We start from the raw sequence: 18,643 nt of genomic DNA on the forward strand, positions 1-18,643 counted from the left end.
GAGGGGGATTCCGACCCGTGGCCTCAGGAGAGGGGGACAGGTTGAGGTTCGCGGTTCGTCCGCCCCGGCGACCCGGAGCGTCCCCGCGCAGGGACGGCCGGTCCGGCCGCCGTGCCCACGAGTCTGGTCTCGTGGGCGATGTTGCGTGCCGCGTTCACATCGGCGTTGCCGGCGTGGCCGCAGGACCGGCACCGGAAACGCGCTTGGCTCTCACGCGCCTCCCGATCCCTGATCCCGCACGCCGAACAGCGCTGCGAGGTGTACGCGGGATCGATCCTGTGGACGCGGCCGGGGGCCTTGTGCTCCAGCCGCTCGACCAGCATCCCCCAACCGCCGGCCAGGATGCCCCGGTTCAGCCCCGCCTTGGCGGCGACATTGCGTCCCGGATCCTGGAGCGTGCCTCTGGCGGAGCGGGTCATGCCCCCGATGCGCAGGTCCTCGACACCGATCACCTCGAACTCGCGGGCCAACCCGGTGGAGGTCTGCTCCACCCAGTTCCTGCGGCGATCGCGCTCGCGGGCCTTGAGCCGGGCGAGCGCGGCCCTGAGCCGCGCGCGGCGGGCAGAGCCGCGCCGGGCACGCCCCAGCTTGCGGGCCAGCAGTTCCAGGCGTCGCTCCTCCGCGTGGGTGAGGCCGGGGACCTTCAGCAGGTCCCCATTGGACAGGGCGGCGCTGACGGCCACGCCCCGGTCCACCCCCACCACGCTCCCGTCACCAGGACCGGGAACCGGGGACGGGACGTGCGCGAAGGCCACATGCCAGCGCCCTACCCGATCACGGGTGACCCGGTAGGACTTCACGCCCTCCGGCACCGGCCGCGACAGGCGGAACCGCACCCATCCGCACTTGGGCACCAGCACCGCACCCCACTTGCGCGACAACCGCTCGACCTGGTGCGGTTTGACGCCGACCTGCCGGAACCCCTCGTGCACCCCTTGCTTGCGCCAGGTGGGACGGCGGTGGGTACCGGCGAAGAAGTTGCTCATCGCCTGCGCGAAGTCACGCAGCGCCTGCTGCTGCACGGTCTGGGACCCGGCCCGCAACCATGCGAACGCGGCACGGGCCTCGGTGAGCTGCCGGGACTGCTCGGTGTAGCCCGGCGCCCTCCCGCGCAGGTGCCGGGACCAGAAACCGTGTTGCTCCACGGCCAGGTTCCACACGTACCGGGCGTGCGCGCAATGCCCGAGCAGGACCTGCTCCTGCTCGGGGGTGGAGTCCAGGCGGTAGCGCGACACAGGTGTGAGCGTAGCGTGCACGCTCGAACACAGAGACGAAAACCTGCAGGATGGCGCCTGGCCCGGTCAACCGACATTCGCCCGGGGGCGAATCTCCTTTCCTGCCCTGCTCCGCAGGGGTCCGATTCCTCCCCGGCCTCAAGGCCGGAGTTTCCTCGGAGGTCCTTTGATGAGCAGCACAACGCGGCTGGTCGACCTGTTCGAGTACGGGCTCGACGCGCCGATCTGCCTGACCTGGGAGCTCACCTACGCCTGCAACCTGGCCTGCGCGCACTGCCTGTCCAGCTCGGGACGGCGCGACCCGCGCGAGCTGAGCACCGCCGAGGCCAAGGCCGTCATCGACGAACTGGAGGCCATGCAGGTCTTCTACGTCAACATCGGCGGCGGCGAGCCGACCGTCCGACCGGACTTCTGGGAACTGCTGGACTACGCCACCGCCCACCACGTGGGCGTGAAGTTCTCCACCAACGGCGTCCGGATCACCCCCGAGGCCGCCCGGCGGCTGGCCGCCAACGACTACGTCGACGTGCAGATCTCGCTCGACGGAGCGACCGCCGAGGTCAACGACGCGCTGCGCGGCCCCGGCTCGTACGACACCGCCGTGCGCGCCATGCGCAACCTCTCCGACGCGGGCATGAAGAACTTCAAGCTCTCGGTGGTGTGCACCCGGCACAACATCCCGCAGATCGACGCGTTCAAGGCGCTGGCCGACGAGTACGGCGCCCAGCTGCGCCTGACCCGGCTGCGCCCGTCCGGCCGGGGCGCCGACGTCTGGGACGAGCTGCACCCCACCCCCGCGCAGCAGCGCGAGCTGTACGACTGGCTGGTCGCGCACGGCGACAACGTGCTGACCGGCGACTCCTTCTTCCACCTGTCCGCTTACGGCGAGCCGCTGCCCGGCCTCAACCTGTGCGGCGCCGGACGGGTCGTGTGCCTCATCGACCCGGTCGGGGACGTGTACGCCTGCCCCTTCGCGATCCACGACGAATTCCTGGCCGGGAACGTGCGGCGGCCCGGCGGGTTCACCCGGGTGTGGCGCGAGTCGGAGCTGTTCCGCGACCTGCGCGAGCCGCAGAACGGCGGAGCCTGCTCCTCCTGCTCCTTCTACGACACGTGCAAGGGCGGCTGCATGGCCGCCAAGTTCTTCACCGGCCTGCCGCTGGACGGCCCCGACCCCGAATGCGTCCAGGGCCACGGCGAGAAGCTGCTGGCCCAGCGCCCGGAGGACCGGGCGGGCATCCCCAAGCCGTCGGCCGACCACTCCCGCCGCACCGCCCCGTCCCGGAGCCGGCCGGTGCCGGTGAAGATCACGCGCCGCCCGGACCCGGACCGTCCCCCGGTGAGCGCCTGCGCAGAAGACCCGCTCGCGGGTCTTCGCGTTCGCTAACGCCCCAGCCCCTAGGAGACACATCCCGATGCCGAGGAATCCCTGGTTCGAGACCGTCGCCGAGGCCCAGCGCAGGGCCGAGCGGAGACTGCCGGCCATGGTGTACGGGGCGCTGGTCGCGGGCTCCGAACGCGGCCGGACCATCAAGGACAACATGGCGGCATTCGGCGAGCTCGGGTTCGCCCCCCACGTCGCCGGCCACCAGCCGGAGCGGGACCTGTCGACCACGGTGATGGGCGTGGAGACCGCGCTGCCCGTCCTCATCTCCCCCACCGGGGTGCAGGCCGTCCACCCCGAGGGCGAGGTCGCGGTGGCGCGCGCCGCGGCCAACCGGGGCGTCATCATGGGCCTGAGCTCGTTCGCCAGCAAGCCCGTCGAAGAGGTCACCGCGGCCAACCCGAACGTCTTCTTCCAGATGTACTGGAGCGGCGACCGCGACGCGATGGTGCAGCGCATGGACCGGGCCCGCGCGGCCGGGGCCAAGGCGCTCATCGCCACCCTCGACTGGTCGTTCTCCAACGGCCGGGACTGGGGCAGCCCCCTCATCCCCGACAAGATCGACCTGAAGACCGCGATGAAGCTGGCGCCCGGCGTCCTGCCCCGGCCCGGCTGGCTGTGGAGCTTCGCCAGGAGCGGCCGCATCCCCGACCTCACCGTGCCCAACCTCCAGCCGCCCGGCGGCCAGGCCCCCACCTTCTTCGGCGCCTACGGCGAATGGATGCAGACCCCGCCGCCCACCTGGGACGACGTGGCGTGGATGCGCAAGGAATGGGACGGTCCCTTCATGCTGAAGGGCGTCACCCGCGTGGACGACGCCAAGAAGGCCGTCGACGCGGGCGTCACCGCCCTGTCGGTCTCCAACCACGGCGGCAACAACCTCGACACCACGCCGGCGACCATCCGCGTGCTGCCGGCCGTCGCCGAGGCCGTCGGCGACCAGGCCGAGGTCCTCCTCGACGGCGGCGTGCGGCGCGGCGGCGACGTCGCCAAGGCCCTCGCCCTGGGCGCCCGCGCCGTCCTGATCGGACGCGCCTACCTGTGGGGGCTGGCCGCGAACGGGCAGGCCGGAGTGGAGAACGTCCTGGACATCCTGCGCGGCGGCCTCGACTCCGCCGTCCTGGGCCTCGGGCACTCCAGCGTCCACGACCTGTCGCCCGAGGACCTGGTCGTCCCGCCCGGGTTCCGGCTGACGCTGGGCGGCGGGGCGGCGGGCTGACGTGCCCGGGGAGGGGGGCCGCGAACTTGCGGAAGCCGCCTGGCCGGACGTCCAGGCGGATCCGCTGGTGCTGGTGCCGGTCGGCTCGACCGAACAGCACGGGCCGCACCTGCCTCTCTCCACCGACACCGTGATCGCCGAGGCGGTCGCCGAGCGCGCGGCCGGCGCGCTGCGGGCGGTCGTCGCGCCGGCGATTCCCTACGGCGCGAGCGGGGAGCACGCCGGCTTCCCCGGCACGATCTCGATCGGCCACGAGGCGCTGCACGCGGTGATCGTGGAGACCGTCCGATCGCTGGCGCTGTGGGCGGGCCGGATCGTCTTCGTCAACGGGCACGGCGGCAACGTCGCCACGCTCGACGCCGCCGTGCCCCGGCTGCGCGCCGAAGGGCACGACACCGCCTGGACCGGCTGCGACGCCCCCGGCGGCGACGCGCACGCCGGGCTCACCGAGACCTCCGTCATGCTGCACCTGGCCCCGCATCTGGTGCGGCCGTTCGACACGGTCACCGGCGACACCCGGCCGCTGGCCGCGCTGCTGCCCGAGCTGATCGCGCGCGGCGTCCGCGCCGTCTCGCCCTCCGGAGTCCTCGGCGACCCGGCCGGGGCCTCGGCCGAGCGGGGCCGCGAGATCCTGGACGCGATGGCGGCGTCGGCCACCGCCCGGATCGGCGGCGGAAAGGTGGACGCCAGCGGCCGCCTCGTCCCGTCCGCAGAGCCGCGGCCATGAGCGCGCGGCGCTCCTTAGCGCTTCCGGACGGCTTCCGGATCGCGCTGGACCGGGGGACGTCCCTCTGGTCGGGCGGGCGGGTCGCCACCGGCGGCTCGCCCTGGAAGGTCGTGCGCCTCGGCGAGGCGGCCCGCCCCCACCTGGCGGCGCTGCGCCGGGCGGGCGCGCGGGGCGTGGCCGACGACTCCCCCGTCGGACGGGCGCTGGCCCGCCGGCTGATCGACCACGGCCTGGCCCATCCGGTCCCGGCCCCGCGCCCCGGCCCGCACGACGTCACGGTCGTGATCCCGGCATACGATCGGGCTGACGAGCTCGAACGGTCCCTGGCGGCGGTCAAGGGCATGCCCGTGATCGTCGTGGACGACGGGTCGCCCGATCCCGGACCGCTGCGCCGGGCGGCCACCGCGCACGGCGCGCTGATCGTCCGGCACCCGCGCAACCGGGGACCGGCCGCCGCCCGCAACACCGGGCTGCGGCTCGCGGAGACGCCGTTCGTGGCGTTCGTGGACTCCGACTGCCGCCCCGAGGACGGCTGGCTGGACGTCCTGATGCCGCACTTCGACGACCCCCGCGTCGCGGCCGTGGCGCCCCGGGTGGTGCCGAGCCCGGGCGGGGACCGGCTGCTGGCCCGGTACGAGGCCGCCAGGTCCGCGCTCGACATGGGCGCGCGGCCCGCGCTGGTCCGTCCGGGAGGCCGGCTCGGATTCGTTCCCACGGCGACGCTGCTGGTGCGCGTGGCCGCGCTGGAAGGCGTCCCTTTCGACGAGCGGCTGCGGCTGGGCGAGGACGTCGACTTCGTCTGGCGGCTGGGGGACCTCGGCTGGAACGTCCGCTACGAGCCCGCCGCCCGGGTCGCGCACACGCCGCGGCTGCGCCCGGTGGACTGGGCGCGGCGGCGCCACCAGTACGGAACCTCCGCCGCGGACCTGGCCGTCCGCCATCCCGGCAGGCTGGCACCCGCGCGCCCGTCGGCGTGGAACCTCGCGGTCCTCGCCCTGCTCGCCCGGGGCCGCCCGGTCCCGGCCGCCGCGTGCGCGGGCATCGCCGCGGGCCTGCTGGCCAGGCGGCTGGCGCGGCTGCCCGCCGACTGGAGCCTGGCCGCCGCCATCGTCGGCAAGGGCACGGTCGCCGACGCCGCCGCGCTCGGGCACGCGCTGCGCCGCGAATGGTGGCCGGCCGGGCTGCTCGCCCTGGCCGCGAGCCCGCGCAGCCGGCTCGCCCGCGCCGCGGCGCTGGCCATGATCGCGCCCATCGCGCTGGAATGGGCGCGGTGCCGCCCCGCCGTCGACCCCGTCCGCTACACGGTGCTGCGGCTCGTCGAGGACGTCGCCTACGGGTCAGGGGTGACGGCGGCCTCGGCTCGCGCGCGGACCGCCGCGCCCCTGCTCCCGGACGTCCGCTTCCCGGACCGGCTCCGCAGGTGGGCCCAACGGCTCAGCGGTTGAGCGCCCCGAGGTCGACGCGCAGCTGGGTGCCGGTGATGTACTTGCCCTCGTCGGAGGCCAGGAACGCGACCATGTTCGCGATGTCCTCCGGCTCGACGAGCGGGTACGGCAGCGCCGGCATGTAGATGGGCCCGAGGTCGGGCGACTTCTCGATGAACGACTGCAGCGAGTTGTCGTTCATGCCGGTCCGGACGCCGTGGGGGTGGATCGTGTTGACCCTGATGTCGTGCTCGCCCAGCTCGTTGGCCAGGGTCTTGGCCAGTCCGACGACGCCGTGCTTGGAGCTGGCGTAGTGGGCGAGGAAGGGCATCCCCTTCAGGCCCGCCACCGAGCTGATGATGATGATCGACCCGCCCTGCCCCTGCTCGATGAGCGTCGGCACGGTGGCCTTGACCGTCTTCCAGACGCCGGTGAGGTTGATGTCGATGACGTCCTGCCACTGCTCTTCGCTCAGGTCCCAGGTGAGGCCGTAGTTCGCGATCCCCGCGTTGGCGACCACGATGTCCAGCCGTCCGAGCTCGGCGACACCGTCCCGGACCACCGACTCCAGCCCCGCCAGGTCGCGCACGTCGACCTCCCGGGTCAGGACGCGCCGCCCCTGCTCCTTCACCAGCTTGGCGGTCTCCTCCAGCTCGGCCTCGGTGGCGGGCGCGTACTTGACGTGCGGGCTCGGGTTTCGGGCGATGTCGATCGCGATGATGTCCGCCCCTTCGGCGGCCAGCCGGACGGCCTCCGCCCGGCCCTGCCCCCTCGCGGCGCCGGTGATGAAGGCGACCTTTCCCGTCAATCGCGCCATGACATGTCCTCCACGGTGGTCGGCCCCGAGCGGTAACCCGCCGTCATGATGGCACTCGATGCCAAAAACAGGCAATAGCAGGCAGTCGTCAAGCGATTGACCGATACACATATCGGGCGGCGGGTCAGGAAGAGGGGACCTCGGACCCGGTGCCGAGGACGCCGGCCCGCCACAGGACGCGGACATGCTCGATCAGTGGCGGCCCCAGGGCGAGCAGCGCCTCCGGGTCCCGCTCGGCCACCGGTGCCGTCACCATCGCACTGGTCGCCGCCACGATCATCCGGCAGGTGAACCGGGTGGCCTGGTCCGCGCTGCCCGTCAGATCGGCCAGCGCGTCGCTGATGACCTCCTGCAACAGGCTGCGCCGCCGGATGGCCTCGGGTCCGGCAGCGTACACCTCGACCAGGAACAACCGGGCAAAGGGCAGCTCTTCGGCCAGCGCCCGCAGGTACGCGGTGATCGCCCGCTCGCACAACTCCAGGCGGTCGTCCCGCGCCCCCTCGCCCGGCGCCCCGGCGTCGCCGATCTCCCGGGTCAGCCGCTCCAGCAGCAATTGGCCCGCGCCTTCGAAGGCGGCCATGAAGCAGTCGAGCTTGGAGCCGAACAAATCATAGAAGCTCTGCCGCGACACCACCGCGCGCTGGAGCACGTCCGCCACCGACGTGCCCACGTACCCCTTCTCGGCCATGACCTCGGCCATCGCGGTGCACAGCCGGGTCCGGTGGATGCGCCGCACCTCCTCGCGCGCCAGCGCATGGCGGCCGCGCGGCAACCGGCGGGGCGTGGAGTCCGGCATCCGACCACGATAGTCGTCGCGAAGAATGTAAGCGTGGACTTCTCACCGGCGTGGATTCTGTTCGAACCGGACGGTTCCTTCTCCTGGCATGCCGCCGCGGACACCGCGTCGGTGGAAGAGCGCTGCCGCGCCGGCGCCGGTGCCCTGATCACCTTCCCGGTGGCCGGCCGGATCCGCCTCATCGGGTACCGCGCGAGCGCGCTACCTGGCCGGTGAGGCGATGCCGAAGGCGAGCGTCGCCGGGCAGATCGCGAAGCGATGTCGCGCTCGTTCAGGCTCGGTCAGGGTGCGAGCCGCCAGGCGAGCGCCCTGGGCCGGGACTGCGATCAACACTGGACGGGTCCGGGCGGACCAGGCCGTGGTCGTAGGCGAACACGACGGCCTGGATGCGGTCGCGCAGGTCCAGCTTGGCGAGGATCCGCTTGACGTGCGTCTTGGTCGTGGCCTCGCCGACGTGCAGGGCGCGGGAGATCTCGCCGTTGGACAGGCCGCGGGCGATCAGCAGCAGCACCTCGCGTTCGCGCTCTGTGAGCCGGTCCAGGCGGCGCCTGGTCGGCTCGTCGGGCGGGGCGGGCGAGGTGCGGGCGAACTCGTCCAGCAGCCGCCGGGTGACCGACGGGCCGAGCAGTCCCTCGCCCGCCGCGACCGTCCGCACGCCTTCGAGCAGCGTCTCCGGCGGGGTGCGCTTGAGCAGGAAGCCGCTGGCCCCGGCGCGGACGGCGGCGAAGACGTACTCGTCGAGTTCGAAGGTGGTGAGCACCAGGACGTGCGGCCGCGGGCCGCGCGCGGTGATCTCGCGGGTGGCGGTCACTCCGTCCATGACGGGCATGCGCACGTCCATGAGGACGACGTCGGGGGCCAGGTCGCGCGCCAGCCGCACGGCCTGCGCGCCGTCGGACGCCTCGCCGGCGACGGTGATGTCGGGTTGGGTCTGCAGCATCATGCGCAGGCCGCCGCGCATGAGCTCCTCGTCGTCGGCGAGCAGGACCTTGATCACGCGGCCCGCCCGACCGGGACGCGGACGTCGACCCGCCAGCCGCCGCCGGGCGCCGGGCCCGCGTGGCACGTCCCGCCGAGCCGTTCGACGCGGTCGCGCATGCCGGTCAGGCCGCGCCCGGGGACATGCGGCAGTGCGGCGGTTCCGTCGTCGGTCACCCGCAGCATGATCTCCTCCTCGTCACGGGCCAGGCTGATCCGCACGGTCGCGGCGGACGCGTGCCGTACGACGTTGGTCAGCGCCTCCTGCGCGGCGCGGTACAGGGTGCGGCGGACGGGCTCCGCCAGCGCCGCGACGTCCCCGTCGACGGACAGCTCGGCCGTGAGGCCGCCGGGCAGCCCGTCGATCAGGGGCCGCAGCGCGTCCGCCAGGTCGGGGGGCGGGCCGTCGGCGCCGAGCAGTCCGAGGACCTGGTCGAGGTCGGCCATGGCGGCGCGCCCGGTGTCCTCGATGCGGCGCAGGGACGAGCGGACGTCGTCGTGCTCGCCGCCCAGCGCGAGGCGGGCGGCGCCCGCGTGCGTGACCATGACGGTGACGGCGTGGCCCACCGCGTCGTGAAGCTCCCGCGCCAGGCGCGCACGCTCGTCGGCAAGCGCGCGCTCGCGCATCGCCGCCGCTCGTTCCTCCTCATGCGCGCGCAGCATGCGGGCCGTCTCCCAACGGGAACGGTTGGACGCGCCCACGGCCCATGCGACCCCGTGCAGCACCGCCCCTAGGACGAGCGTCTCCCCGTCCTGGGCCGCCAGCGCGGTAAGGGCGACCAGGACGGGCAGCACCGACAGCTGGATGGCCTGGGTGCGCGGACGCGTCTGCGCGACCATCGTCAGCGCCAGCGCGGACGCCGCCGACAGGTTGGTCAGGGGAAGGCCTGCCAGCGCCACGGCGGCGGTGGCGCCCGCCGCGCCCCACAGCGCCGCGGCCGGGGCGAACCTGCGGCCCGCGATCGCCGCGAACCAGACGACCGCGGCGACCCGCACCACGAGCGGGCCGTGGAACACCGACGCGGTGGCATCGGAGTCGCCGATAGGGATGGCCGCCGAGGTGTAGGCGACCAGGACGTCGATCGCCACCCAGCGCCACCCGCGGTCGGCGCGCCGGTCCGGCCGCCAGAGATCCATGACGGTCAGCGTACGGAAGGTCCGTGACATGGTGAATCAGACCGGAGGAGGGACCCTCGTCCCCCCGTGGGGGGACGGATCCGATCCCGGCCGGGGGACGATCCGGGAGCCGCCCGGTTCTTAGCGTCGCGGCATGACGAACACGCACTCCACACGCCGCCGCGTCGCCGGCTGGTCGATCCTCGTCCTCACCGTCCCGCTCGGCCTGCCGCTGGCGGCCGTCACGCTCCTGCTGGTCGCGGCGGCCCGGGCCGGGCTGGTGCCGAGCGCCGTGCTCGCGCTGGCCGCCACCGTCCTGGTGTGCGGGCCGGCCGCCGGTCTCGGCGCCCGGCTGGCGCTGCGCCATCGCCGGAGGCTCGCCGCCGGGCTCGTGACGGGCGGCACCGTGGCCGCCGTCGTGCTCACCGCCGCGCTGGCCGCCGTCCGGCCGCTCGGCGTCGCGCCCGGCCCGCTCCCCGCCCAGGACACCCGCTACTGGCGGCTGTCCACCGGTTCGCGCATCGCCTACACGCTGACCCCGGGCACCGGGCCGCGCCGGGCGGAACCGGTCGTCCGGCTGCACGGCGGCCCTGGAACGCCGGGCGCGGGACCGGACGAACTCGACCGGCGGCTCGCGGGCCAGGGCTTCGACGTCTACACCTACGACCAGCTCGGGTCCGGGCGGTCCCAGCGGCTGGACGATCCGACCGGCTACACCGTGTCCCGCCAGGTCGCGGACCTGGAGGCGATCCGGCAGCGGATCGGCGTCCAGCGGATGACCCTGGTGGGCGGCTCGTGGGGCGCCACGCTCGCCGCCACGTACATGGCCGCGCACCCCGGCCGGGTCGCCAGGACGGTTTTCGTCTCCCCCGGCGCGCTGTGGGCGCCCGAGTGGGAGAAGTCCGGCGAGGGCGAGCTGTGGGACCGGCTGACGCCCGCCCAGCGCGCGGCGATGGACGCGCTGGAGGCCCGCCCGAAGCTCATGGCCTGGTCGCTGCTCATGGAGGCGAACCCGCGGGCGGCGCACGCGCTGATGCCGGACGAGGAGATCGACCCGCTGTTCGACCGGCTGCTCGCCACGGTGGGATCCGCGGCGACCTGCAACCCCGGGCGCCCCTTCAGCGAGCCGTCGTCCCGCTCGGGCTTCTACGCCAACCAGATGACCTCGGCCGACGCGCTCACCGTGCCCGACCCGCGCCCGGCCCTGCGCGGCGACCGCACGCCCGCGCTCGTCCTGCGCGGCCAGTGCGACTACAAGAGGTGGGAGATCGCCCGCGAGTACCGCGACACCCTGCCCGGCGCGAAGCTCCTGTACGTGCCCGGCACGGGCCACGTGATCGAGGCCGAGCAGCCCGCGCTCTACTACACCGCGATCACCGCGTTCCTCACCGGCAAGCCGCTGCCGCTGGCCCCGTACACGCGCGACGACCGGCCCTGACACTCGGGCGCCACGGCCCGGCGGTTTATCCTTGCGCCCATGATCACGCTGGAACCCGATGTCTTCCACGCAGCGCTCCGCGACCAGTTCGAGACGTTCCTCGATGAGCATCGATCCGGCCTGCACGACAGCTTGAACGGGCTGACCGAGGAGCAGGCGCGCCGGTCGCTGGTCACCTCCGAGACCACGCTGCTGGGGCTGGTCAAGCACGCCACGTTCGTCGAGAGGGTCTGGTTCGACGAGGGGATCATGTGCCGGTCCCGCGCCGAGATCGGCATTCCCAATTCGCCCAGCGAGTCGTTCGTCCTGGACGGAGGCGACACGATCGCCTCCGTCCAGCGGGCCCACCAGGAGGCCTGCGCGGCGTCCCGCCAGGCCGCGGCGGGGCTGACGCTGGACGACATCGTGCGGGGCAACCGCTGGGGTCCGCTGCCCCTGCGCTGGGTTTACCTCCACATGCTGCGTGAACTGGCGCAGCACTGCGGTCACGCGGACATCCTCCGCGAGCAGATCCTCAGCGGCCGCACGGCTCCGTAGCAGGCGCTTGACGGCGGCGGGCGCCGGCGCGAGTGTCGGGGGTCTGGCGGGACGAGCAGGACCTGCGGAAGGCGGCGGGATGTCCGAGTCCACGCGAAGGCCGGTCACCGAAGAGATCACTCGCGCCGCCGAGGAGCATTTCCGGCGGGCCGAGCATGCCGATCCCGAGGCCTTGGCGCGCCGGCTGGTCCAGGCGCTGGGCGACGGCAGGATGCGTGATCTGGCGCGCGCACCCGCGCTGCTCTCGATGCTCTGCGAGCTTTTCGCCTCGGCCCCCGGCACGCCGGTTCCCACCAGCAAGGCGGCGCTGTTCCTGCGCTTCGTCTCGCACAGATGCGCACGGCTGCCCCTGGGCAGCGAACTCCTGCTGGAGGAGATCGCGCACCGGCTGCGCGACGAGAAGGCCACGCTGCCGGTGGAAACGGCCGCCGAGGTGCGGAACGCCGAGCAGGTCCTCGACCCCAGCGGACTTTTCGTCCGGGAAGGGGACGGGCTGCGCTTCGCGGATCCCGCGATCCATGAGTTCCTCGTCGCCAGGTACATCGAGCACGGCCAGCCGATCGGCGCGTATTCGTCGTGGCGGTACCTGCGGCCCCGGCACGGCTGGTCGGACCGCAGGCTCCAGGTCGCGCTCTTCGTGGCCGGTCTGCGCCTGGAGAACGGCGAGAGCCTCGGCCTTCCGCTGCGGCTGCTCGTCCGGCGGCGGCGCGACCGCGTCACGGCCCTGTCGTTCGTCGCCGCGCTGGCCGGCGACGGCGCACCGCTTCCCGACGCGATCGTCGCCCGCACCGGGGAGCTGCTGGAAGGCATGGTCGTGCGCGTCCAGGACCCGCGCGACTGGCGCCGGACGGTCGACGCGCTCGAACTGCTGGACGGCGAGCGCGCGCTGGCCGCCCTGGAGACGGCCGTCCGGAGCAGCCCCGAGCACGAACTCCGGGCCGCCGAGCTGCTGCTCGAGCGCGATCCCCGGCGCGCCGAGCGCGCCATGGCCGCGCAGACCGGGGACACCGGCGTCCCGGCCGCCCGCCGGGAACGCATGATCGCGCTCCTGTCCGAGCACCTCCCGCCGGACAAGGCCACCGAACTCCTCGTCGAAAGGGCCCTCGACCCGTCCCTGGACGCCGCGGCCGTCAAGCTGGCCCTCACCGTCCTGCCCCGAGACCGCCTCCGGGGGCTGGCCCTGCTGGAACACCAGCTCGCCGGGGCCGCGTGGCGCGACGAGGTCAGGTTGTCGGCGGGGGTCGAGCTGCTCCGGCAGGACGGCACGCGCGCGTTGCCGGGGCTCGAAACGCTCGGTCTCGCGACGTCGGTCTCCCCCGAGGTGCGGCTCCAGGCCGGGCAAGCGCTCGTCGAGCACGAGGCGTTCGGCGAGCACGGCACCCGCGTTCTCACCGGGCTGGCCCGGGACGGCCGGGTGCCGCACGCGGCCGTCCGGGTCGAGGCGGCCGTCCGGATCCCGACGAGGGTGGACGGCGACGCCTGCCTTGCGTTCATGGTCTCCAGGGCGGGCGGCCTGGACGAGGCGGGCAGGCTCGACGCCGCGACCGCGCTGCTCGGACGCGACCGCGCGCTGGGGCTGGCGGCGCTGGACGAACTGCTGGACGACCGCAGGGTCTCGCGCGAGTCATGGCTGCGGGCGGCGCTGGTCGCGGCACCGGCCGATCGGGGGTTCCGGCTTGAGCGCCTGTCCCGTTCCAAGCGGATGGGCACCGACGAGCAGGTGCGCGCGGCGAAGGCGCTGGTCCGTTTCGACCGGCCGGTGGGCGGGCGGCGCCTGGGCGATCTCGCCGTCTCCGCCCGCGGCCTGTCCGACGCGGAACGGCTGCGAACCGCCGTCGCGGCCCTGGAGGCCGCCCCTGACTGCGGCAAGGAGGCGCTGGTCAGGCTCACCGACGGCGTCCTGGACGACCCGCATCAGGTGCTGGAGGCCATCGGCCATCTGAGCGGCGTCGACCCCGGCCTGGCCGACCAGCGGCTGGCCAGGCTGGCCGGGCCCCGCGGCTGGACCGGCCCGGAGGCCCTATGGGCGGCGTCCGCCATCGGCTCGGAACGGCGGCGCCTGGCCGCCCTCGCCGAGCTGGCCGACCGCGACCTGGACCTCGGCGTCCGGCTCGCCGCCATCGACGAGGTGGCCAGGGCGAGCCGCCGCGAAGCGGCCCGGCTCTACCGCCGGCTGCTCGACACGGGCCGGTTGGACCATGCCGAGCAGCTGGCGGCGGCCGTCCATTTCCAGGACCACGACGCCTACGCGGCCAAGGGCTACATCGAGCGGCTCGCCGCGGACCCGGACGTCGCCGAGCCGCTCCGGGAGACGGCCCGGTCCCGCCTGGCCTGACGTCAGCCGCCGGCGGGCACCAGGCCGTGCGGGTCGATCACGTACTTGCGCGCCGCGCCCCGATCGAACTCCTGGTAGCCCTCCGGGGCCCGCTGCAGCGGGATGACGGTGGCGTTGACGTTCTTGGCGATCTCCACCCGGTCGTGCATGATCGCCATCATCAGCTGCCGGTTGTACTTCATGACCGGGCACTGGCCGGTCGTGAAGGCGTGCGACTTCGCCCAGCCCAGGCCGATGCGGATGCCGAGCTGCCCCGCCTTGGCGTTCTCGTCCACGCCGCCGGGGTCGCCGGTGACGTACAGGCCGGGGATGCCCAGCTTGCCCGCCGCCCGGGTGGCCTCCATCAGCGCGTTCAGGACGGTGGCCGGCTGCTCCCCCTTGGATCCCTCGGGGCCGAGGCCGCGGGCCTCGAAGCCGACGCAGTCGACGGCCGCGTCCACCTCGGGCACGCCGAGGATCTGCTCGATCTGCTCGAGCAGGTCGTCGTGCTGGGACAGGTCGATCGTCTCGCAGCCGAAGCTGCGGGCCTGCGCGAGCCGTTCGGCGTTCATGTCGCCCACGATCACCACGGCGGCGCCGAGCAGGAAGCAGGCGGTGGCGCAGGCCAGGCCGACCGGCCCCGCGCCCGCGACGTACACCGTCGACCCGGTGGTCACCCCGGCGGTGTAGGCGCCGTGGTAGCCGGTGGGGAAGATGTCCGACAGCATGGCCAGATCCTTGATCTTGGCCATGACCCGGTCGCGGTCGCCCGGGAACTTCAGCAGGTTCCAGTCGGCGTAGGGGACGGTCACGTACTCCGCCTGGCCGCCGTGCCAGCCGCCCATGTCGACGTAGCCGTAGGCCGCGCCGGCCCGGGCGGGGTTGACGTTCTCGCAGACCCCGGTGTTGCGCTCCTTGCAGTTGCGGCAGCGGCCGCAGGCGATGTTGAACGGCACGCTGACGAGATCGCCCGTCTTGATGAACTCGACGTCCCGTCCCGTCTCGATGACCTCGCCGGTGATCTCGTGGCCGAGCGAGAGGCCCGGCGGCGCGGTGGTGCGCCCGCGCACCATGTGCTGGTCGGATCCGCAGATGTTGGTCGCGATGGTCTTGAGGATCGCGCCGTGCTCGAGCTTGCGGTGGGCTTGCTCGTCCAGTTCCAGCTTCGGGAACTCCAGGTCCTCGACCTCCACCTTGCCCGGCCCCTCGTAGACCACGCCTCGGTTGTGGTTAGCCACGACTGCTCTCCCGTTCAGGTTCGAGTCCGTCGGCGCTCCCCGGGGCGTTCTCCCGCGGCATGCTGAGGACCACGCCCTGAGCGGGCGCCCTTCAGGCGGACGGCATACGAGACACTCGCGGCGATCCGCCCCACAAACCCCCTACCGCACGCCCGACCTGGATAAACCCACCTGATCAAGCGCTCGTTCAGGCTTCCTGGCCGGCGCCGGGGCGCCGGTACACGAAGGCGGGGACGGCATCGCCGGACCCGGCGGCGTCGGCGAGGTCGCGTACCAGGTGGTGGTCCGGTGACAGCGAGCAGGCCGGGTCGGTGCGGGCGGCGTCGCCGGTCAGCGCGTACGCCTGGCAGCGGCATCCGCCGAAATCGGTCTCCCGCCGCGGGCATCCGCCGCACGGGCCGGTCATCCAGTCGGTGCCCCGGTAGGCGTTGAACGCCGGCGACTCCTCCCAGACCCAGGCGAGCGAGTGCTCCCGGACGTTCGGGAAGGGCAGCTCGGCGATCGCGTAGGCGGCGGGGCACGGCAGCGCGGTGCCGTCGGGGCCCACGGTGATCGATCGGCGGCCCCAGCCGCCCATGCACGGCTTCGGCACGCCCTCGTAGTAGTCGGGCATGACCCAGACCAGCTCGGGGCCGCTCCCGCTCCGCTCCTCCACCGTCGCCTTCGCCCGTTCCAGCTGGCCCCGGGTGGGGAGCAGCGCGGCCCGGTTGCGCAGGGCCCAGCCGTAGAACTGGGTGTTGGCGAGCTCGACGCGATCGGCGCCCCAGGCCGCGCCGAGATCGATGATCTCCGCGAGCCGGTCGAGGTTGTGCCGGTGCAGGACGACGTTCAGCCCGAACGGCAGCCCGGCCGCGCGGATCACCGCGGCGGCCTCCGCCTTGGCCTCGTACGACTCGCGGCCCGCGATGAAGTCGGAACCGGGGCGGCGGGCGTCCTGCAGCGAGAGCTGGACGCTGTTCAGGCCCGCGTCCAGCAGACCGTCCAGCCGGGACGCGCTCAGCCCCAGCCCGCTGGTGACCAGCTGGGTGTAGACGCCCGCGCGGGCCGCCGCCCCGACGATCTCCGCGACGTCCGGGCGCAGCAGCGGCTCGCCCCCGGAGATGTGGGCCTGGACGACGCCGAGGTCGGCGGCCTCGCCGAAGACGCGTTCCCAGTCGCCGGTTCCGAGTTCGGCGCTCTTGCGCACCAGCTCCAGGGGGTTGGAGCAGTACGGGCAGTGCAGCGGGCAGGCATGGGTGATCTCCGCTAGCAGCGCCCACGGCGGTGCCATGCCGCTCATCGCAGCCATCCCTCCGCCCTGATCCGGGCCAGGAACTCGGGCACGTCGTCCTGGAGCGGCGCGTCCGGGAAGGCCGCGCCGAGCTCGGCGACGATGTCGGCGACCGTGCGGCGGCCGTCGCACAACCGCAGGATGCGCCCGCCCTCGTCGCTGAGCCGCACCGCGCGCTCGGGCATGAGCAGCAGCTCGGCGCCGCGGACCCGGTCGTAGCGCATCATGACGGAGCGCGCCAGGCGCGGCCGCCAGACACCCTCTGCGCCCTCTTCATCGGGCATCGGAGGCTCCCGCCGGGACGGCGGTCGCGTGGTCGACCGCGTCCAGGAGCGACCAGAGCACGTCGCACTTGAAGGTGAACGCGGCCAGGACGCGCTCCTGGTCGGCCCGCGTCCGCGCCCACCGGTGCACCAGGCCCAGGGCCTCCTCGGAGTCACGGCGGCCCTGGCTCACCCGTACCTGGAAGTAGCGCAGCCCCTCGGGTTCGATCCAGGGGTAGTGGCGTTCCCACGCCGCGATCCGGGTCACCATGAGATCGGGCGCGAACAGTTCGGTCAGGGACGACGCGACGGCCTCGAGGGGCGAGCCGTGCCGGCAGAAGTTGACGTAGCCCTCGACGGCGAACCGCACGGCGGGCAGCACGCCCTCGCCCGACAGCAGCAGCACCCGGTCCAGGCCCGCGGCCTCCCCCAGCCGCAGCCAGCGCTCGATGCCGCCGTCCTCGCCGGGACGGCCGTCCTCGGCCGGGCGGCCGTCGTGGTCGTGGATGCGCCGGATCCAGGAGCGCCGCAGCTCGCGGTCGTCCAGCTTGGCCAGGATCACCGCGTCCTTGATCGGGATGTTCCGCTGGTAGTGGAAGCGGTTGAGGATCCAGCAGCGCAGCTCCTCCGGCGACAGGGCGCCCTCGTGCATCCGCAGGTTGAACGGGTGGCGGTGGTGGTAGCGCTCCTCCGCGAGCGCCCGGAGCCGGTCTTCCAGCTCGCCGGACGACCACGGTTCCGCGCCGGCTCCGGCCTGCGCCGTGCTCAAAGTTCGATCACCGCCTTCTCCCGCGCGACCTCGATGCCCGCCCCCGCCAGTTCGCCGTGCCCGGGCGCGTTCGGATCGATCAGCGGGTTGGTGTTGTTCAGGTGCGTGTAGAGCCGCCGCTCGGCGGGGAGCTTCGCCATCCGCCCGGCCGTGCCGCCGGGCCCCGTGATCGGCAGATGGCCCATCTCGGTGGAGGTCTTCCGGGAGACAGCGTGCCGGTGGGGCTCCTCGTCGTCCCAGAAGGTGCCGTCGATGATGGCGCAGTCGGCGTCGTCGAGGACGCGGTCCAGCTCCGCGGGCCAGGCCGCGAGAGCCGGGGCGTACACGACGACCTTGCCGTCCCGGCGGTCGCGGATGCGCAGCGCCACCGCCCACGCGTCGCCGGCGGGCTCCAGGTCCGCCGCGTAGCGGGGTCGTTTGCCCGACACCCGGACGCCCTGGACCTCCAGCGGGCCGTCGTCCAGCCGGACGGGCTCCTCCTGCGGCAGCGGCGTCCAGGAGATCCCCGCGTACGGGGCCAGGACCTCGTCCATGCGCAGCCCGCCGGCCAGCGCACCGCGGACCGTCTCCGTCGCGATGACCTGGAGGCTGTCGGCCTCCCGCAGGCGCGGCAGGCCGAGCGTGTGGTCGAGTTCGGCGTCGGTGAGGATCACGCCGGCCACCGGGGTGCGCCGCCGCGCGGACTCCCCCGGGCCATAAGTGAACGGGCGCAGCGGCGCGCACTCCTCGATCTGCTCACCGATGTCGGGCGTCGCGTTCACCACGTACCAGCGCCCCTCGCCGGCCTCCACGGCGATCGACGCGTGGCGGCGCCGCAGGGCGGGTGCGGCGCGGGCGGCGGCGCACCCCGGGCACGCGCAGTTCCACTGGGGTACGCCGCCGCCTGCCGCGGTGCCTAGTATCCGCAACCGCATCGCGCGTGGATCAGCTCTCGGCGCCGAAGTAGGCGGTGACCTCCAGGGAGGTCTCGATCACCTCGTAGTCGGGCTTGACCCAGGTCGTCGCCTGGTCGGCGGCCTTGTCGCGGCGCTCGGTGTCGGGGGTCTGCTCGTGCATGTGGTTCGCCTGCCCTTCCGTTCCTCGATCGGTGCGGATCGTCCGGGACGCGTGCCGTCCCA

General features: G+C 73.7%; 19 protein-coding genes. 8 read left to right on the plus strand and 11 right to left on the minus strand.

Translation table 11 applies throughout. The features are described from left to right. Nucleotides 1-23 precede the first annotated feature (23 nt). A complete protein-coding gene (locus tag ABD340_RS36765) occupies nt 24-1,235 on the minus strand; it encodes an RNA-guided endonuclease InsQ/TnpB family protein (RefSeq protein WP_344595431.1) in 1,212 nt (403 codons plus the stop codon). 169 nt (nt 1,236-1,404) lie between these two features. Between ABD340_RS36765 and mftC the strand changes: the two genes are divergently transcribed. The 4 genes from mftC to mftF are packed head-to-tail and all read left to right on the plus strand — an operon-like array spanning nt 1,405 to nt 6,010. Beyond that, complete coding sequence (mftC, locus tag ABD340_RS36770; RefSeq protein WP_344595433.1) at nt 1,405-2,622, plus strand: mycofactocin radical SAM maturase; 1,218 nt, start codon at nt 1,405-1,407, stop codon at nt 2,620-2,622. A 28-nt stretch (nt 2,623-2,650) separates the two neighbouring features. Next, on the plus strand, nt 2,651-3,838 hold the full coding sequence (gene mftD / locus ABD340_RS36775) for a pre-mycofactocin synthase MftD (RefSeq protein WP_344595435.1): 1,188 nt from the start codon (nt 2,651-2,653) through the stop codon (nt 3,836-3,838). Between the two features lies 1 nt (nt 3,839). Next, a complete protein-coding gene (gene mftE / locus ABD340_RS36780; protein WP_344595436.1) occupies nt 3,840-4,565 on the plus strand; it encodes a mycofactocin biosynthesis peptidyl-dipeptidase MftE in 726 nt (241 codons plus the stop codon). Further along, nucleotides 4,562-6,010 (plus strand): mycofactocin biosynthesis glycosyltransferase MftF, encoded by a 1,449-nt coding sequence (gene mftF / locus ABD340_RS36785; RefSeq protein ID WP_344595438.1) that lies wholly within the window; start codon nt 4,562-4,564, stop codon nt 6,008-6,010. The genes mftE and mftF overlap by 4 nt, the downstream gene beginning before the upstream one ends. Here the strand turns inward: mftF and ABD340_RS36790 are convergent. Further along, nucleotides 6,000-6,806 carry a mycofactocin-coupled SDR family oxidoreductase gene (locus ABD340_RS36790; RefSeq protein WP_344595440.1) on the minus strand — a complete coding sequence of 269 codons (807 nt, stop codon included), beginning with the start codon at nt 6,804-6,806 and terminating at the stop codon, nt 6,000-6,002. The two genes, mftF and ABD340_RS36790, sit on opposite strands and share 11 nt — an antisense overlap. 124 nt (nt 6,807-6,930) lie before the next feature. Further along, nucleotides 6,931-7,602 (minus strand): TetR/AcrR family transcriptional regulator, encoded by a 672-nt coding sequence (locus ABD340_RS36795; RefSeq protein WP_344595442.1) that lies wholly within the window; start codon nt 7,600-7,602, stop codon nt 6,931-6,933. A 33-nt stretch (nt 7,603-7,635) separates the two neighbouring features. On the opposite strand from ABD340_RS36795, the gene ABD340_RS36800 reads away from it, so the two are divergent. Next, the gene (locus ABD340_RS36800) at nt 7,636-7,818 is read left to right on the plus strand and encodes a hypothetical protein (protein ID WP_344595443.1); all 183 of its coding nucleotides are present in this window, start codon (nt 7,636-7,638) and stop codon (nt 7,816-7,818) included. Between the two features lie 55 nt (nt 7,819-7,873). On the opposite strand, the gene ABD340_RS36805 is transcribed toward ABD340_RS36800, so the two are convergent. Continuing rightward, nucleotides 7,874-8,599, minus strand: a complete 726-nt coding sequence (locus ABD340_RS36805) for a response regulator (RefSeq protein WP_344595444.1) — start codon at nt 8,597-8,599, stop codon at nt 7,874-7,876. Next, nucleotides 8,596-9,717: a sensor histidine kinase gene (locus tag ABD340_RS36810; protein WP_344595446.1), complete on the minus strand. Its 1,122-nt coding sequence runs from the start codon at nt 9,715-9,717 to the stop codon at nt 8,596-8,598. The genes ABD340_RS36805 and ABD340_RS36810 overlap by 4 nt, the downstream gene beginning before the upstream one ends. 133 nt (nt 9,718-9,850) lie before the next feature. On the opposite strand from ABD340_RS36810, the gene ABD340_RS36815 reads away from it, so the two are divergent. From ABD340_RS36815 to ABD340_RS36825, 3 genes are all read left to right on the plus strand, one after another. Next, nucleotides 9,851-11,134 carry an alpha/beta fold hydrolase gene (locus ABD340_RS36815; protein WP_344595448.1) on the plus strand — a complete coding sequence of 428 codons (1,284 nt, stop codon included), beginning with the start codon at nt 9,851-9,853 and terminating at the stop codon, nt 11,132-11,134. A 39-nt stretch (nt 11,135-11,173) separates the two neighbouring features. After that, nucleotides 11,174-11,671: a DinB family protein gene (locus ABD340_RS36820; RefSeq protein WP_344595450.1), complete on the plus strand. Its 498-nt coding sequence runs from the start codon at nt 11,174-11,176 to the stop codon at nt 11,669-11,671. Between the two features lie 79 nt (nt 11,672-11,750). Then, the gene (locus tag ABD340_RS36825) at nt 11,751-14,006 is read left to right on the plus strand and encodes a hypothetical protein (RefSeq protein WP_344595452.1); all 2,256 of its coding nucleotides are present in this window, start codon (nt 11,751-11,753) and stop codon (nt 14,004-14,006) included. 2 nt (nt 14,007-14,008) lie between these two features. Here the strand turns inward: ABD340_RS36825 and fdhA are convergent, their stop codons facing one another. From fdhA to pqqA, 6 genes are all read right to left on the minus strand, one after another. After that, entirely contained in the window at nt 14,009-15,223 is a 1,215-nt protein-coding gene (gene fdhA, locus ABD340_RS36830) for a formaldehyde dehydrogenase, glutathione-independent (RefSeq protein WP_344595453.1), read from the minus strand. A gap of 187 nt (nt 15,224-15,410) precedes the next feature. Beyond that, a complete protein-coding gene (gene pqqE, locus ABD340_RS36835) occupies nt 15,411-16,502 on the minus strand; it encodes a pyrroloquinoline quinone biosynthesis protein PqqE (protein ID WP_344595454.1) in 1,092 nt (363 codons plus the stop codon). Next, the gene (pqqD, locus tag ABD340_RS36840) at nt 16,499-16,777 is read right to left on the minus strand and encodes a pyrroloquinoline quinone biosynthesis peptide chaperone PqqD (protein WP_344595455.1); all 279 of its coding nucleotides are present in this window, start codon (nt 16,775-16,777) and stop codon (nt 16,499-16,501) included. Before pqqD ends, pqqE begins: the two co-directional genes overlap by 4 nt. Further along, the gene (gene pqqC, locus ABD340_RS36845; protein WP_344595456.1) at nt 16,767-17,525 is read right to left on the minus strand and encodes a pyrroloquinoline-quinone synthase PqqC; all 759 of its coding nucleotides are present in this window, start codon (nt 17,523-17,525) and stop codon (nt 16,767-16,769) included. Before pqqC ends, pqqD begins: the two co-directional genes overlap by 11 nt. Then, complete coding sequence (pqqB, locus tag ABD340_RS36850; RefSeq protein WP_344595458.1) at nt 17,522-18,439, minus strand: pyrroloquinoline quinone biosynthesis protein PqqB; 918 nt, start codon at nt 18,437-18,439, stop codon at nt 17,522-17,524. The genes pqqC and pqqB overlap by 4 nt, the downstream gene beginning before the upstream one ends. A gap of 10 nt (nt 18,440-18,449) precedes the next feature. Next, complete coding sequence (pqqA, locus tag ABD340_RS36855) at nt 18,450-18,581, minus strand: pyrroloquinoline quinone precursor peptide PqqA (protein ID WP_344595459.1); 132 nt, start codon at nt 18,579-18,581, stop codon at nt 18,450-18,452. Nucleotides 18,582-18,643: the final 62 nt, after the last annotated feature.

The sequence above is a fragment of the Actinomadura vinacea genome (assembly GCF_039532545.1).
Classification (GTDB): Bacteria; Actinomycetota; Actinomycetes; order Streptosporangiales; family Streptosporangiaceae; genus Spirillospora; species Spirillospora vinacea.